The sequence below is a fragment of the Aeromicrobium sp. Root236 genome (assembly GCF_001428805.1).
Taxonomy (GTDB): Bacteria; Actinomycetota; Actinomycetes; order Propionibacteriales; family Nocardioidaceae; genus Aeromicrobium.
In genome coordinates, this window is the sequence record NZ_LMIS01000001.1 from 45,219 (window position 1) to 59,643 (window position 14,425).

15 protein-coding genes and 3 tRNA genes are annotated in these 14,425 nt (G+C 68.1%); 11 read left to right on the top strand and 7 right to left on the bottom strand.

Features of this window, described 5'->3' with window-relative positions:
- The first annotated feature begins 129 nt into the window (after positions 1–129).
- The 4 genes from dnaG to ASE12_RS00280 all read left to right on the top strand — a co-directional run bounded on the left by dnaG (position 130) and on the right by ASE12_RS00280 (position 3,514).
- Complete coding sequence (gene dnaG / locus ASE12_RS00265) at positions 130–2,019, top strand: DNA primase (protein WP_056395407.1); 1,890 nt, start codon at positions 130–132, stop codon at positions 2,017–2,019.
- A 214-nt stretch (positions 2,020–2,233) separates the two neighbouring features.
- A complete protein-coding gene (locus tag ASE12_RS20745; RefSeq protein ID WP_369797237.1) occupies positions 2,234–2,716 on the top strand; it encodes a sigma factor in 483 nt (160 codons plus the stop codon).
- A tRNA-Asn gene (locus ASE12_RS00275) sits at positions 2,679–2,751 on the top strand. The genes ASE12_RS20745 and ASE12_RS00275 overlap by 38 nt, the downstream gene beginning before the upstream one ends.
- Positions 2,752–2,845: 94 nt before the next feature.
- On the top strand, positions 2,846–3,514 hold the full coding sequence (locus tag ASE12_RS00280) for a hypothetical protein (protein WP_056395414.1): 669 nt from the start codon (positions 2,846–2,848) through the stop codon (positions 3,512–3,514).
- A 2-nt stretch (positions 3,515–3,516) separates the two neighbouring features.
- Here ASE12_RS00280 and ASE12_RS00285 read toward each other — a convergent pair whose 3' ends face one another.
- Positions 3,517–4,257 carry a PIG-L deacetylase family protein gene (locus ASE12_RS00285; protein ID WP_056395416.1) on the bottom strand — a complete coding sequence of 247 codons (741 nt, stop codon included), beginning with the start codon at positions 4,255–4,257 and terminating at the stop codon, positions 3,517–3,519.
- Positions 4,258–4,284: 27 nt separating this feature from the next.
- Between ASE12_RS00285 and ASE12_RS00290 the strand changes: the two genes are divergently transcribed.
- A tRNA-Met gene (locus tag ASE12_RS00290) sits at positions 4,285–4,358 on the top strand.
- A gap of 11 nt (positions 4,359–4,369) precedes the next feature.
- Here the strand turns inward: ASE12_RS00290 and ASE12_RS00295 are convergent.
- The gene (locus tag ASE12_RS00295) at positions 4,370–4,744 is read right to left on the bottom strand and encodes a VOC family protein (protein ID WP_200954935.1); all 375 of its coding nucleotides are present in this window, start codon (positions 4,742–4,744) and stop codon (positions 4,370–4,372) included.
- A 102-nt stretch (positions 4,745–4,846) separates the two neighbouring features.
- Here ASE12_RS00295 and ASE12_RS00300 point away from each other — a divergent pair, with 102 nt between their 5' ends.
- Positions 4,847–5,275: an HAD family acid phosphatase gene (locus ASE12_RS00300; RefSeq protein ID WP_056395423.1), complete on the top strand. Its 429-nt coding sequence runs from the start codon at positions 4,847–4,849 to the stop codon at positions 5,273–5,275.
- 1 nt (position 5,276) lies between these two features.
- Here the strand turns inward: ASE12_RS00300 and ASE12_RS00305 are convergent, their stop codons facing one another.
- Together ASE12_RS00305 and ASE12_RS00310 are read right to left on the bottom strand one after the other, a co-directional pair.
- Positions 5,277–5,954: a GAF and ANTAR domain-containing protein gene (locus ASE12_RS00305; RefSeq protein WP_056395427.1), complete on the bottom strand. Its 678-nt coding sequence runs from the start codon at positions 5,952–5,954 to the stop codon at positions 5,277–5,279.
- Between the two features lie 42 nt (positions 5,955–5,996).
- Entirely contained in the window at positions 5,997–6,302 is a 306-nt protein-coding gene (locus ASE12_RS00310) for a GNAT family N-acetyltransferase (protein ID WP_056395430.1), read from the bottom strand.
- A 111-nt stretch (positions 6,303–6,413) separates the two neighbouring features.
- On the opposite strand from ASE12_RS00310, the gene ASE12_RS00315 reads away from it, so the two are divergent.
- On the top strand, positions 6,414–6,923 hold the full coding sequence (locus ASE12_RS00315; RefSeq protein ID WP_056395435.1) for a DUF3145 domain-containing protein: 510 nt from the start codon (positions 6,414–6,416) through the stop codon (positions 6,921–6,923).
- Here ASE12_RS00315 and ASE12_RS00320 read toward each other — a convergent pair.
- Positions 6,920–7,741 (bottom strand): acyl carrier protein, encoded by an 822-nt coding sequence (locus ASE12_RS00320; RefSeq protein ID WP_082581994.1) that lies wholly within the window; start codon positions 7,739–7,741, stop codon positions 6,920–6,922. The genes ASE12_RS00315 and ASE12_RS00320 overlap by 4 nt on opposite strands.
- Positions 7,742–7,830: 89 nt before the next feature.
- On the opposite strand from ASE12_RS00320, the gene ASE12_RS00325 reads away from it, so the two are divergent.
- Positions 7,831–8,775, top strand: a complete 945-nt coding sequence (locus ASE12_RS00325) for an alpha/beta fold hydrolase (protein ID WP_056395441.1) — start codon at positions 7,831–7,833, stop codon at positions 8,773–8,775.
- On the opposite strand, the gene ASE12_RS00330 is transcribed toward ASE12_RS00325, so the two are convergent.
- Positions 8,768–10,348, bottom strand: coding sequence for a phosphatase PAP2 family protein (locus ASE12_RS00330; protein ID WP_157412758.1), 1,581 nt, complete (start codon positions 10,346–10,348; stop codon positions 8,768–8,770). The genes ASE12_RS00325 and ASE12_RS00330 overlap by 8 nt on opposite strands.
- Positions 10,349–10,407: 59 nt before the next feature.
- Positions 10,408–13,164 (bottom strand): pyruvate dehydrogenase (acetyl-transferring), homodimeric type, encoded by a 2,757-nt coding sequence (gene aceE / locus ASE12_RS00335; protein ID WP_056395445.1) that lies wholly within the window; start codon positions 13,162–13,164, stop codon positions 10,408–10,410.
- 126 nt (positions 13,165–13,290) lie between these two features.
- Between aceE and ASE12_RS00340 the strand changes: the two genes are divergently transcribed.
- The 3 genes from ASE12_RS00340 to ASE12_RS00350 all read left to right on the top strand — a co-directional run bounded on the left by ASE12_RS00340 (position 13,291) and on the right by ASE12_RS00350 (position 14,381).
- Complete coding sequence (locus tag ASE12_RS00340; RefSeq protein ID WP_056395448.1) at positions 13,291–13,677, top strand: DUF3052 domain-containing protein; 387 nt, start codon at positions 13,291–13,293, stop codon at positions 13,675–13,677.
- A gap of 6 nt (positions 13,678–13,683) precedes the next feature.
- Positions 13,684–14,145, top strand: a complete 462-nt coding sequence (locus ASE12_RS00345; RefSeq protein ID WP_056395451.1) for a peroxiredoxin — start codon at positions 13,684–13,686, stop codon at positions 14,143–14,145.
- Between the two features lie 162 nt (positions 14,146–14,307).
- Positions 14,308–14,381, top strand: a tRNA-Val gene (locus ASE12_RS00350).
- Positions 14,382–14,425 lie beyond the last annotated feature (44 nt).

The window sequence follows — 14,425 nt, forward strand, 5'->3', positions numbered from 1 at the left end:
TCACGCTACTCCTGGCAACGTCCGGTGTCAGAGAAATGACGGGTCCGCACGACGTACGTCCGGGTGCTCGCATGTGTCGCGTGCCATGACCCGGTTCGGCCGTGGGTGGTGGCGACTAACATTCACCCCATGGCCGGACGCATCAAGGACGACGACATCCAGCTCGTCCGCGAACGCGCCCGCATCGACGAGATCGTCGAGCAGTACGTCACGCTCAAGAACGCCGGCGGCGGCTCCCGCAAGGGGCTCTGCCCGTTCCACGACGAGAAGTCGCCGTCGTTCAACGTACGACCGGTGCAGGGCTTCTATCACTGCTTCGGCTGCGGGGCGTCGGGCGACGTCTACAAGTTCCTCATGGAGATCGAGGGGCTGACATTCGTCGAGGCCGTCGAGCGCTTGGCCGTCAAAGTCGGCATCACGCTGCACTACGAAGAGGGCGCCAGCACCGGTCCGCGCCGCGATCCGCAGCAGCGGCCGAGACTCCTCGAGGCCCATCGCGAGGCCGGCGCGTTCTACGCCGCCGCGTTGCAGAGCTCCGCCGACGCCGAGGTCGGCCGCCAGTTCGTCAAGGACCGCGGCTTCGACCAGAGCGTCGCCGAGAAGTTCGGCATGGGGTTCGCGCCACGCGGGGGAGAGGCGCTGGTCGCCCACCTCAAGGCCAAGGGCTTCACCGACGACGAGCTGATGGTCGGCGGGCTGGCCGCTCGGGGGTCGCGGGGACTCTACGACCGGTTCCGAGGTCGCCTGCTGTGGCCGATCCGCGAGATGACCGGCGAGATCATCGGCTTCGGCGCCCGTCGCATGTTCGACGACGACCGGGTCGAGGCTAAGTACCTCAACACCTCCGAGACGCCGATCTACAAGAAGAGCCAGGTGCTCTACGGTCTTGACCTTGCCCGCCGGTCGATCTCGTCATCGGGCCAGGCCGTGATCGTCGAGGGCTACACCGACGTCATGGCGTGCCACGAAGCCGGGGTCACGACCGCGGTGGCCACCTGTGGCACGGCCTTCGGCGAGGACCACGCGCGCGTCATGCGCCGGCTCATGCTCGACGACCAGGCCTTCCACGGCGAGGTCATCTTCACGTTCGACGGCGACGAGGCCGGGCAGCGCGCGGCGCTCAAGACGTTCAGCGGCGACCAGCAGTTTGTCGCCCAGACCTATGTCGCCGTCGAGCCGCGCGGCATGGACCCGTGCGACCTGCGCCTGGCCGAGGGCGACGCCGCGGTGCGCGAGCTCGTCGCCTCGCGCATCCCGCTCTATCGCTTCGTGCTCGACAACATGCTCGGCAAGTACGACCTCGATCGCGGCGACCAGCGCGTCGACGCCGTCCGCGAGGCCGTGGGGCTGGCGTCCGCGATCCGCGACAAGTCCAAGGTCGACGAGCTGCTCCGCGAGATCGCCGGGCGGGTCGGCACCGACATCGAGCAGGTCCGGGCCGAGCACCGCAAGCGTACGAGCGCGGGTCCTGCCAAGGTCGCCCAGCCGGTGTCGGGGGAGGCCGCTGCGCCGGTCGAGCCGCCCAGCCAGGCGGTCAGCTTCGGCGCGCCGCAGTTCTCCGACGAGCGCGAGGCGCTCAAGGCGATCGTGCAATACCCGCACCTCGCCAGGGAGCACGCCGACGAGCTCGACGACAACGACTTCACCCACTTCGTGTCCAAGTACCTCTGGAAGCACATCCAGGGCATGACCTGGCCGACCGGACCCGACTCCAACTGGCTGCCCAGGCTTGCCGAGTCGGTCCAGGACGAGGACGCTCGACGCGTGCTGTCGGTGGCCGCGGTCGAGCCGATGCGCGCACGCGAGAGCAACACCGCCGCGGTCGTGGCGTCGGTGATCCTCCGCCTCCAGATGCTGACCTGCGGCCGCCGGATCACCGAGATCAAGTCCAAGCTGCAGCGCACCAACCCGATCGAGCAGGCCGAGTCCTACAACCGTATGTTCGGCGAGCTCATCGCCCTCGAGCAGCAGTTCCGCACGTTGCGTGACCGCTCGCTCGGCGGCGACATCCCCAGCTGACGCACGTACGTCCGGCGGTCCACAGGGCGCGTCGACGGCACCTGCCTGCGCCGCCGCGCCGTCCGACGCTGGGGGCATGGACCGATTCGTACGTGAGCTGCTCTCCCTCCCGCCGATGGACGCTGCCGAGGAGCTGGCGCTGGCCCGGCTCGCGCGTCGGGGCGACCGCAAGGCGCGCGAGGCACTGATCACCGCGGGCATGCGCTCCGTGGCCATGCGCGCCCGCCTCCGGGGGTTCCACGGCGAGGAGCTGCGCGACGCCGTGCAGTCAGGTGCCGTCGGTCTGATCCGCGCGATCGACCGGTTCGATCCTGACCGTGGGGCTCGGCTCGCGACGTACGCCTGGCACTGGATCGGCTCCGCGATGACCGTGCAGCACCGTCCCGAGCAACCCCTCGGCGACGAGGACCGACCGGCACCGCAGGGCGAATCCGGCGATCTCGACCTGCTCGACGGCATGCCCGACGAGCTGGCCGAGGTCCTTCGCCTGCGGTTCGGAGTGGGCGATCCGCTGGCCGTGCCGATGCCCCGGCGGATCGTGGCCGAACGCCTCGGGCTGACCGTCGCTCAGGTGCGCAACGTAGAGGCCAAGGCGATGCGACAACTCCGGAGGCGGCTTGCTAAAGTAGTTGACCGTGCTCCTTCGCAAGAGGAGCCGATCCCCCATAGCTCAATTGGCAGAGCATTCGACTGTTAATCGGAGGGTTCTTGGTTCGAGTCCAAGTGGGGGAGCATCACCCGAACGGCGCCGATCTCGGCGCCGTTTCGTGGTTTCCGGGCACCTGTCGATCCGCGTCAGATCGACGGCGCTGGGTACGCGACCAGTGTGGACATCAAGCCCAAGGTCGAAGGGGTCGGCCGAGGTGCCGCGGCACTGACCGGCAAGGCGCTCGAGGGAGTCTTCGCTGCCACGGCGCGCCTCCGGCCCACGCGCAAGCCTCTGCACCCACGCGGTGAGCTGCACACGGCCAGCATCGAGATTTCAGGACTCCGGGACCGGATCGGCGTCCCGTGGATCGACGAGCCGGGCAGCTCCATCGGTCTCGCACGCGTGTCGCGCGCCATCGGGATCCCGAACGCGTTGCCGGACATCTACGGTCTGTCGCTGCGGTTGCCACTCTTCGGCGACGCGCACGCCGACATCCTCTTCGCCACGACAGGGCTGGGGCGCCTGTCGAGGTTCGTCCTCTTCCCCGCACAGCACCCGGGGCAGCGGGCGTACTCGACCCTGCTGCCGTACCGCACCTCGACAGGTCCTGTCGTCCTCGCGGCCGTGCCCGTGGCGCGCGACGGCCTGACGTTCGACCTCGCGTACGCCCGGCCCTCTGGTGCCTGGGAGTCCTTCGCCCGGATGACCCTGACCGAGGCGACGACGGACGAGTCGCCGTCGTTCGACCCGGTGCTCAACCAGCTGCCGGGGCTCGCCTACTACGACTGGGCCGCGGCGATGCGCGAAGGCGCCTACCGTGCGGCTCGTCGATCGCGCTCACGCTGAGGTCACTCGCCGAATGTCATCGAGAAGACCTCGAACGGGGTCGCGTGCGTGACGCCCAGGCGTGAACCGGTCGGCCGGGACATGCTCTCGAGGAACTCAGCCGGATCGAAGTTCTCCCAGCCCAGACCGTCGATGTACGCCTTGTGGGCTCTGAGCGACTCGACCCCACGGTCGAACGTCGCGGTGGTGTCCGCGCCGTGCTTGCCGTCCGGGGATCCAGCGGCCCAGACCTGCGTGACGCCACCCCACGGCTCGAGTCCGTCGACGAGCTGCTCGGGGAAGATCCACCGGTTGCCCGCGTCGCCCGCGCTGTTGAGCGCCGCCCGGCCGACGGCCATGTGGTCCGGCTGGTTGGGCATCGAGCCGCCCCACGTCTCGCGGAAGTTGTTGGTGATGATGACCTCCGGACGGTGCCGGCGTACGACCTCGGTGATCGCCCGGCGCAGCGGCACGCCGTACTCGACGACCCCGTCGGGGAGGCCCAGGAACTCCACCTTGTCGACGCCGACGATCTTGGCCGAGGCGATCTGCTCGGCGATGCGGATCTCACGGCACTCGTCGGGCGCGATGCCGTCGATGCCCGCCTCGCCGCTGGTCACCATGCAGTAGACGACGGTCTTGCCCTGGTCGGTCCAGCGCGCGATCGCCGCGGCTGCGCCGAACTCGACGTCGTCCGGGTGCGCGACGACCACGAGGGCGCGTTCCCAGTGCTCGCTGACAGGCTCGAGTGGTGTGGGTTCCATACGGTTAGGCTAAGCCCGCATTCCCAAGGGGAGGTAGCTCAGCTGGTTAGAGCAGGGGACTCATAATCCCTGGGTCGCGGGTTCGAGCCCCGCCCTCCCTACGATCGTCCGGTCACATGCCTTCGGACAGCGCGAGGATGTTGCCCTCGGAGTCCTTGAACCACGCAGCCCGGCCGTCATCGTCCGCCACGACGCCGTTCTCGGTCTTGAAGCCCGGGAAGTCGTACTCCTCGAAGACCACGCCCCGACCCCGCAGCTCCGTCATCTCGGCGTCGAGGTCCGGGGTGGCCCAGTTCATGGCGGTGTTCTGCGCCGTGCCGGCGAACTGCGTCTCGTAGAGCAGGAACTTCGTGCCGCCCGCACCTTGATAGATCAGCCCTTCACGTCGCTCCTCGACTGGCTCGAGCCCCAGCTTGTCCCGGTAGAACTCGCGCGCGCGGCCGAGATCCGAAGCGGGGACGACGGCATAGATTTCCAGATCGCTCAACATGACTTCTTCCTCTGCTTGTACCCCGGATCCGACGGTACGCCCGCCGATCGGTGAAGGCGATAGTCCTGTCTGGCCACTCGATGGGCCACAATCAGAGGCATGCGCGACGCGGTGATCTTCGACATGGACGGCACGCTGTGCGACACCACGACGATCGAGCACTTCATCTCGGGTCAGGAGAAGGACTTCCACGCGTTCCACGCTGCCTCGGCGACCTGCCCACCGCGGCCCAAGGTCGTCAAGGCCGCCCGCGCCGAGCGCGACAAGGGCCGGGCGATCCTCGTCGTGACGTCCCGCGAGTTCATCTGGCGCGACCTGACGCTCGACTGGCTGGTCGAGCACGGCATCCCGTACGACGCGCTCTACATGCGGATCGTCGGCGACTACCGCAAGGACGTGGTCATCAAGAAGGAGATCCTCGCGCAGATCGCGGACGACGGGTTCTCGGTGCTGGAGGCGTGGGACGACAAGCCGGCGGTGATCGACCTGTGGCGCGACAACGGCATCGACGTGCACGTCGTCGACTGAGTCAGTTGCGGCGGCGCTCCACGTCGTCCACGATCTCGGCCGCGATGAGCCGCAGCTTGACGTTGCGGTGCTGCGACAGCCGGGTCAGGAACGCGAACGCGCGCTCGTCGTTGAGCTCGTAGCGCTCCATGATGATGCCGACGGCCTGGCCGATCGTCGTCCGTGTGCGGAGCGCGTCGTTGAGGTCGGCGATCTCCCGCGCGTAGCCGATCGCGATGGCCGCTTGGTGCGAGAACAGGTCGGCTATGGTCGCGAAGTCCTCGAACGCCCCCGGCCGGTGGGAGTAGATGTTGAGCGCACCCTGCGAGGTCGGCGCGTCGAAGAGTCGCAGTCCGGCCTGTGCGCGGATGCCCTTTTCGACGACGTACGGGCCGTACTGGGGGAACCGCTCGTCGGTGGCGAGATCGGGGGAGATGACGTGCGCCGTCTCGACGGCAGCCTCGTAGCAGGGGCCCTCCCTGAGCTCGTACTGCTTGCCGTCGAGGTCGAGGACGAGGTCCGCCGTCGGCGCGACCGTGGTGATCGACTCGTCGGCGTGCTTGACCGTGATCGAGGCGTAGTCGACGTCCGGCAGGACCTCGACGGCCGCTGTCGTGATCGCGTTCAGGGTCGCGTCGAAGTCGCCGGGCTTGAGCGCCTCGGCGAGACGGCGGATGTTGTCGTGCAGTGCTTCGTCCATTGGGGACTACCTACCCGGTTGCCCCAGGATCAACCGTTTCGGTCAGAGCCCGAAGGTGTCGCGCTGGTCCTTGGGCACGAGCTCGAGGAACTCGGGGTTGTCGCGGATCACGCGGGGCACGAACGGGCAGTAGGGGAGCGCCGTGCCGCCGCGCGCCGCGATCTCGGCCAATGCGCCGCGTACGAGCTCGGTGCCCAGGCCGCGGCCCTCGAACTCCGTGTAGATCCTGGTGTGCGGGAGGGCGTACTCGTCGCCGTCCTTGCGGTAGTCGAGGAACCCGGCCAGCTCGCCGTCGACCGTGATCTCGAACCTCGACGAGGCGGGATTGTCCGCCACAGTGGTCGTCATCCGACATTCCCTTCGGCTGTGATGTTGTCCGTACGGGAGAACATGCGTCACAATGGTCTCAGGTGCACCCAAGACGCTGGGGAAGGCGACACTAGGGAGGCACCGATGAATATGTCTTCGCCGACCACCCCGACCCGGGGTGTTCTTTTCGTGCACTCAGCTCCGTCTGCGCTCTGCGCGCACGTCGAGTGGGCTGCTGCCGGCGTGCTCGGCGGCACTCCCGACCTGGCCTGGGTGCCGCAGATGGCCGAGCCCGGCACCTACCGGGCCGAGCTGTCATGGCAGGCACCCGCAGGCACGGCGGCCGCGCTCGCGTCGGCCCTCCGGGGATGGGACAAGCTCCGCTTCGAGGTCACCGAGGAGCCCACGGCGTCGACCGAGGGCGCCCGCTACTCCTACACGCCGTCGCTGGGCATCTTCCACGCGATGGCCGGGCTGCACGGCGACATCCTGATCCCCGAGGACCGCATCAAGGCGTTCCGGGTCAAGGTCGCGCTGGGCGAGGTCGACATGGACTCGGCGCTCGACGGGCTGCTGGGGTCCGCCTGGGACGCCGAGCTCGAGCCGTTCCGGCACGCCGGCGACGGGGCTCCCGTGCGCTGGCTGCACCAGGTGATCTAGCCGATCTGCACGGTGACCGCGGGTGTCGACTTGTCGGTCTTCTTGTTGAGCAGGCGGAACTGCCGATCACCCGTGCGGGACGTGTAGAGCTCGGTCTTGAAGCGCCCGCCACTCTTGGTCGTGGTCTCGATCGGGAAGTCGTCCCAGTCGCTGCCCTCGTCCTTGACCTGGACCTGGAGCTCCGCGCCTTCGCCGAGCTCGGGGAACCTGCCCTCGATGACGAACCGCTCGCCGGGTGCGACCTGGGGCTTCGACACCTTGATCGTCGGCTTCGGTTCGTCGGAGTCCGGCTCGGTCGTCTGCGTCGGGGTCGGCGCCGGCGTGGTTGTCGGAGTCGTCGAGGGGGCTGTCGTCGGGTTGTTGATCGGCGCCAGGTTGACGGAACCGAGTCCCGTTGCGTCGATGAGGGCTGATCCGCCGAACCCGAGGATCGCGCCCACGGCGGCGCCGACCAACACGAACGAGACCAGCAAGCGCTCGAGGAGCCGGCGACGGCGTACGTCCTCATCGTCGCGAACCGGCGGCGCGGGGGACTCCAGCGCCGTCGGCACGCGGCCGCTGCGAGCAGGGGCCGTCGCACCGTCGTGGTTGACGACCGCGTCGATCGCGTCCTGCACGGTCACCAGGCTGTCGACGGTGTCGTCGGACAGGTAGAGGTCGAAGCGCCGGCCGAGCTCGTCGGCGAGCTCCACGATCGTGAGCGAGTCGGTGCCGAGCTCCTTGAGGCTGGCGTCCGGCACGACTGCATCGGCCGGGCAGCCGACCACGCGGACCAGGATGTCCTTGAGGTGTTCATGGACTGATGAGGGAGACGGCACGCGTCGAGTCTAACGAGCGGCCTGGACGATCCCGCACACCACGCAGGGCCAGCCCGAGGCCCCCGACAGGGCAGCCCTAGGATGTCGGGATGGAAAGCGTCGAGGACGTCCAGTACCTGGTGGTGCATGGCTATCGGCGCGCGTTCCGCATCTCCGGCTCCGGCCCTGCGCTGCTCCTGCTGCACGGCCTCGCGTGCGACTCGTCGACCTGGCTCGACGTCATCCCGACGCTGTCGGAGCACTTCACCGTCATCGCCCCTGACCTCTTGGGCCACGGCGAGTCCGACAAGCCTGACGCCGACTACTCGCTCGGCGGCTACGCCAACGGCATGCGCGACCTGCTGACGGTGCTGGGCATCGACAAGGTCACCGTGGTGGGCCACAGTTTCGGCGGCGGTGTCGCGATGCAGTTCGCCTACCAGTTCCCCGACCGCACCGAACGCGTCGTGCTCGTGTCGACCGGCGGGCTCGGCAAGGAGGTCACGCCACTCATCCGGTTCCTCACCGTGCCGGGCAGCAGCGCCGCGCTCGCGGCCGCCACGTTCCGCCCCTGGCGACCTCTCGTCGCCGGCGGCATGCGGGCGCTCTCCCGTACGCCGCTCACCGCGACGCGCGACCTCGACGAGGTCGCCCGCATCTACGAGTCACTGGCTGACCGTGCCACCCGCAGGGCCGTGCAGCGCGTGACGAGCCACGTCCTCAACTGGAAGGGCCAGTTCGTCACGATGACGGACCGCAGCTACCTGGCCCGCCTCATGCCGGTGCTGGTCGTCTGGGGCCGCGACGACATGGTCATCCCGTCCAAGCACGCCGACTTCGCGCCGACGCAGGTCTCGGATGTTCACGTGCTCAACGACGCCGGGCACTTCCCGCACAAGGACCACCCGGAGGAGTTCTGCGACCTCGTGACGGCGTTCATCGCGTCCAACGAGCCCGCGCACTACCACCGCGGTCGCTGGCGGGCGCTGCTGCGCCGCGGCGACCAGTACGCGCTCGAGAGCGTGCCGGCGGCCGCCGAGCCGGCGATCAGCTAGAGGCGACCGGGCTGGGTGACTCCGCTGGAGAAGCCTCGAGCGCGGCCTGCTCCTTGCGGCGTTGTCGTTTGGTGTTGCCCGTGGCCCACGCCCCGACCACCACCGCGGCCCAGCCGATGAACGCGCCGGCGATGTCGTCGGCGATGAAGTGCCAGCCGAAGTAGATCGTCGCGAGCACGACGAGCCCGAGGTAGACCCAGCCGATGAGCTGCACGACCTTGCGCTGGTTGGTCGCGCGCAGGAACAGTGCCGCCGACACGACGACCGAGACGTGCAGCGAGGCGAAGCCGGCGATGCCGTACGTGCTGCCGCCCGCCGGGTCCTCGTAGAACTTGGTGGCGGCCCTGAACAGGCTGCGTTGGAGCTGCGCAGCACTGGTGTCGGGCAGGTCGGCGAACATCGACGGCTGCACGAATGCGGGGCCGAACGTCGGGAAGATGTAGTAGCTGATGACGCCCAGCACCCAGTTGAGGCTCAGCGCCGTGGCGTACCAGGCGCCCAGGGACAGGTCCTTGCCCCACACGAGGAACGCGCCGAGCGTCAGCGGGATCAACGGCAGGTAGGCCACGTAGATGACCGAGAGCACCTGGGCGGCGAAGCCCGTGCCGAGCAGGTCGTGCAGCACCGGCGCGGGGTTGTGGTTGAAGAACAGGAAGTAGTCGATGTCGAGCATCTGCTTGTCGAAGTGCACGCCTTCGCGGGCCAGCGGCAGGTCGCTCTTGAGGTTTCGGTAGCTGACGTAGCAGATGTAGAACGAGACGAGTCCGAGGACGATGTAGAGGACGCGCTTCCAGGTCCACTCGTCGCGGATGATGTCCATGAACATGAACAGCCGCGGCCGGGTCTCGAGCGCCCGCAGCGGCGCGACGTCGGCCGGCATACGGTTGGCCTCGAAACGGCGGGCCGCGACGAGCCGGTCGGCGCCGTTCGTCGTGAGCCACAGCGGGATGAGCAGCACACCGAGCCAGGCCCAGTCGCCGATGTAGGGGTGGGCGTAGTCCGCGACGGCGCGTACGGCCAGCAGGGGCAGCACGATCCTGAGCGTCTGGCGCGCCAGGGCACGTCGCCACGAGATCGGGCGCAGGGTGGACTCGTCGAGCACGACGATCTCGGTCAGGCGCGAGATCGTCGTCATGCCCGTCGTGGTCTGGCTCCGCAGCTCGAGCGCGGCGAACGCGGCCACGACGGCCAGGGCGACGACGACGACCGACAGCCGGCCGGCGGTCGAGCCGTCGGCGGCGGTCCAGCCGATCGACGCGATGCCGGCGACGAGGCCCCAGAAGAACGTCGTGACGAGGGCGTCGAGCAGGCGGCTGGTGAGCGGCGAGCTGAAGTCGAGCGAGCGGCGCCACTGGGGCGTGCCCGTGAACGTACGCCTCGAGCGGCGGAACGCCGGGGGAGCGATGCCTGCGGCGAAGAACAGCAGGCCGATCACCGGCAGTCGGATGTAGGCCGGGCCGAGGAATCCATCAGGGTCGCGCAACGGGACGTCGTACTTCTTCGACGCCACGATCGCTGCCAGCCCCACGACAATCGAGAGGCAGACTGCGAAATGATAGGGCCGTTGACGCATGGTCGCCATCCTATTGGGCGACCCTGAGGACTTCTTGTGAGGGCTTGTCTCGGCCCGGGTCAGGCGTCGCCGCCCTCCTGCGGGACGTCGGCGACGGCCGTCGGATCGTCGATGCGGAAGCGGTTGAACGCCTCACGTACGACCTCGGGCCGCACCGTGCCGCGCTGGGCCAGCGTCTGCAGGACCGACACGACGATCGACTCGGCGTCGACCTGGAACGTACGCCTGGCAGCGGCGCGCGTGTCGGCGAAGCCGAACCCGTCCGTGCCGAGCGACTGCCACGGACCGGGCACCCAGCGGGCGATCTGGTCGGGCACCGCACGCATGTAGTCGCTGACCGCGACCGTCACGGCGGACGTGTCCATGAGCTTGACCGTGATGTAGGGCATCCGGCTGTACTCGCCCGGGTGGTTGAGGTTCCACTTCTCGGCGGCGATGGCGTCGCGGGCCAGCTCGTTCCACGACGTCACCGACCAGACGTCGGCCTCGACGCCGTAGTCGGCGGCCAGGATCTCCTGCGCCTTGAGCGCCCACGGCACGGAGACACCCGACGCCATGATGCGCGCAGATGCCTCGCCCCCGGTCGCCTTGCGGTAGACGTAGGCGCCCTTGAGGATTCCCTCGACGTCGACATCCTCCGGCTCGACGGGCTGGTTGATCGCCTCGTTGTAGACGGTGAGGTAGAAGATGATGTCCTCGCCGTTGGGGAACGTCTCCGTCGAGCCGTACATCCGCTCGAGGCCGTACTTCATGATGTGACTGATCTCGAAGCCGTAGGCCGGGTCGTAGTGCACGACCGCCGGGTTGGTCTGGGCGATCAACGGCGAGTGGCCGTCGGCGTGCTGCAGCCCCTCACCGGTCAGCGTCGTACGACCGGCGGTGGCGCCGATCAGGAAACCGCGGGCCAGCTGGTCGGCCATCGCCCAGATCGAGTCGGCGGTGCGCTGGAAGCCGAACATCGAGTAGAAGAGGTAGACCGGGATCATCGGCTCGCCGTGCGTGGCGTACGCGCTGCCGGCCGCGATCGCCGACGCCATGGCGCCGGCCTCGCTGATGCCCTCGTGCAGGAGCTGGCCCTGCGCCGACTCCTTGTAGGCGAGCAGCAGCTTGCGGTCGACCGACTCGTACGTCTGGCCGGCCGGGTTGTAGATCTTGGCCGACGGGAACATCGAGTCCATGCCGAACGTGCGGTACTCGTCGGGCGCGATCGGCACGATGCGGTGGCCGATCTCGGGATCCTTCATGAGGTCGCGCAGCAGGCGTACGAACGCCATCGTCGTGGCGATCTGCTGCTTGCCCGAGCCCTTCTTGAGCTCGTCGAACATCTTGTCCTCGGGCAGCTTGACGCTGACCGGGTTGACGACGCGCTTGGGCAACGAGCCGCCGAGCGCCTCGCGCCGGGCGCGCATGTACTGCATCTCCTCGCTGTCCTCGCCCGGGTGGTAGAACGGCGCGATGTCGCTGCCGTCGATCTGGGCGTCGGAGATCGGGATGTTGAGGCGGTCGCGGAAGCCCTTGAGGTCGTCCTTGGTGAGCTTCTTCATCTGGTGCGTGGCATTGCGGCCGGCGAACGACTCCAGCAGCCAGCCCTTGATGGTGTGCGCCAGGATGACCGTCGGCTGGCCCGTGTGCTTCTGGGCGGCGTCGAACGCGGCGTAGACCTTGCGGTAGTCGTGGCCGCCGCGGGGGAGACGCTCGATCTCCTCGTCGGACAGGTGCTCGACCATCTTGCGCAGGCGCGGGTCGGGGCCGAAGAAGTTCTCGCGGTTGTAGGCGCCGGACTCGACGGACAGGGTCTGGAACTCGCCGTCGGGCGTGCGGTTCATCTGGTTGACCAGGACGCCGTCGGTGTCGCGGGCGAGCAGGTCGTCCCACTCGCGGCCCCAGACGACCTTGATGACGTTCCAACCCGCGCCACGGAACGTGGACTCGAGCTCCTGGATGATCTTGCCGTTGCCGCGCACGGGGCCGTCGAGCTGCTGCAGGTTGCAGTTGACGACGAACGTGAGGTTGTCGAGCTCCTCTCGCGCGGCGATGCCGATCGCGCCGAGCGACTCCGGCTCGCCCATCTCGCCGTCGCCGAGGAACGTCCACACGTGCTGCTGGCTCGTGTCCTTGATGCCGCGGTTGTGCAGGTAGCGGTTGAAGCGCGCCTGGTAGATCGAGTTGATCGCCCCGAGGCCCATCGAGACCGTGGGGAACTCCCAGTAGTCCGACATGAGGCGCGGGTGCGGGTAGGACGACAGGCCGTTGCCCTCGCCGTGCGAGTGCTCCTGGCGGAAGCGGTCGAGCTGCGTCTCGCTGAGGCCGCCCTCGAGGAACGACCGGGCGTAGATGCCGGGTGCCGCGTGACCCTGGAAGTAGATCTGGTCACCGCCGCCGGGGTGGTTCTTGCCGCGGAAGAAGTGGTTGAAGCCGACCTCGTAGAGGCTGGCGGCCGACTGGTAGGACGCGATGTGGCCGCCGACGCCCAGGCCCGGGCGGTTGGCGCGCGACACCATGACGGCGGCGTTCCAGCGGATGTAGGAGCGGATGCGTCGCTCGATCGCCTCGTTGCCGGGGAACCACGGCTCGCGCTCGGGCGGGATCGTGTTGATGAAGTCGGTGCTGCGCAGGGCGGGCACGCCGATGTTCTGCTCACGGGCGCGCTCGAGGAGCTTGAGCATGACGTAGCGGGCACGGCTGCGTCCGCGGCTTTCGATCATCTCGTCGAGCGAGCTGACCCACTCGGATGTCTCGTCCGGATCGATGTCGGGCAACTGGGTCGGCAGACCCTCGTGAATGACAGCCGGGCGTTCGGGGCCGGATTGCGGCATGGTTGCTCCCTAGAGTCTTGTGGACGTGTCCATCATTCCACCCCGGGTTCGCTACTGTGTTAGCGGCAACAGTGCTGACGAACCTACTTTTCAGTAGGTTTTCCACGAACGTAGGGAGACATCGCGGTGGACGCGGGCAAGTTGGGCTTCGGTCCTGACACCGTCATCCAGGAGCTTGGCTGGGATGAGGACGTCGACGAGGAGCTCCGTGTCGAGATCGAGCGTGTCACCGGCAACAATCTGGTCGACGGAGACCATGGTGACGTCGTCGACGGTGTGATCGTCTGGTGGCGCGACAAGGACGGCGATCTCATCGATGCGCTGGTCGACGCTCTGCAGGATCTCGCCGAGGGTGGCTCGGTCTGGCTGTTCACCCCCAAGGTGGGCCGACCTGGTTACGTGCCCGGTGCCGACGTCGTGGAGGCGGCCCCGATCGCGGGCCTGTCGACGACGACGACGGCCTCGGCTTCCGACGACTGGGCCTCGACCCGTCTGACGGCACACAAACGCTGAGACCGCGTGACCGTCGACGTCGGAGCTGTCGCGCCGGACTTCAGCCTCAAGAGCCAGCACGGCGAGGACGTCACGCTGGCGTTCTATCGGGGCTCGAGCAACGTCGTGCTGGTGTTCATCCCGTTCGCCTTCAGCAACACGTGCACGAGCGAGCTCGGCGAGATCCGCGACAGCCTCGACGCATTCGCCGGCCATGGCGCCCAGGTGCTGGCGGTCTCGTGCGACCACTTCTTCTCCAACCGAGCCTTCTCGGACGCCGAAGGATTGACGTTCCCGGTCCTCAGCGACTTCTGGCCGCACGGCGAGGTCAGCAGGGCGTACGGCACGTTCAACGAGGACGCCGGGGCCCCGAACCGCGGTACGTACGTGATCGATCGGGAGGGAATCCTGAGGTGGAAGGTGCAGGTGGGGATCGGTGATCGCCGCAACCTCGCCGAGACCCTCGCGGCAGTGGCCGAAGTTTCCTGAATTCTTGCCAAATCACCTGCGGTTGAACCCGTCAGTACGGTTTGATTGACCTGCCGCGGCTGCCAGGGACCCGAGACCTTGGCAGCCGCGGTTCTTCTACGTGCCGGCGCCGAGGGATGCGGGCTCGGCGGCCCGCTTGCGGTATCGTTCCGCTGGTCCTGAGGGCGAATAGCTCAGCTGGTTAGAGCATCCGGTTTACACCCGGAAGGTCGGGGGTTCGAGTCCCTCTTCGCCCACATTCGCTGTGAACCCCGACTGTCCTTTGGTCGGGGTTCACAGC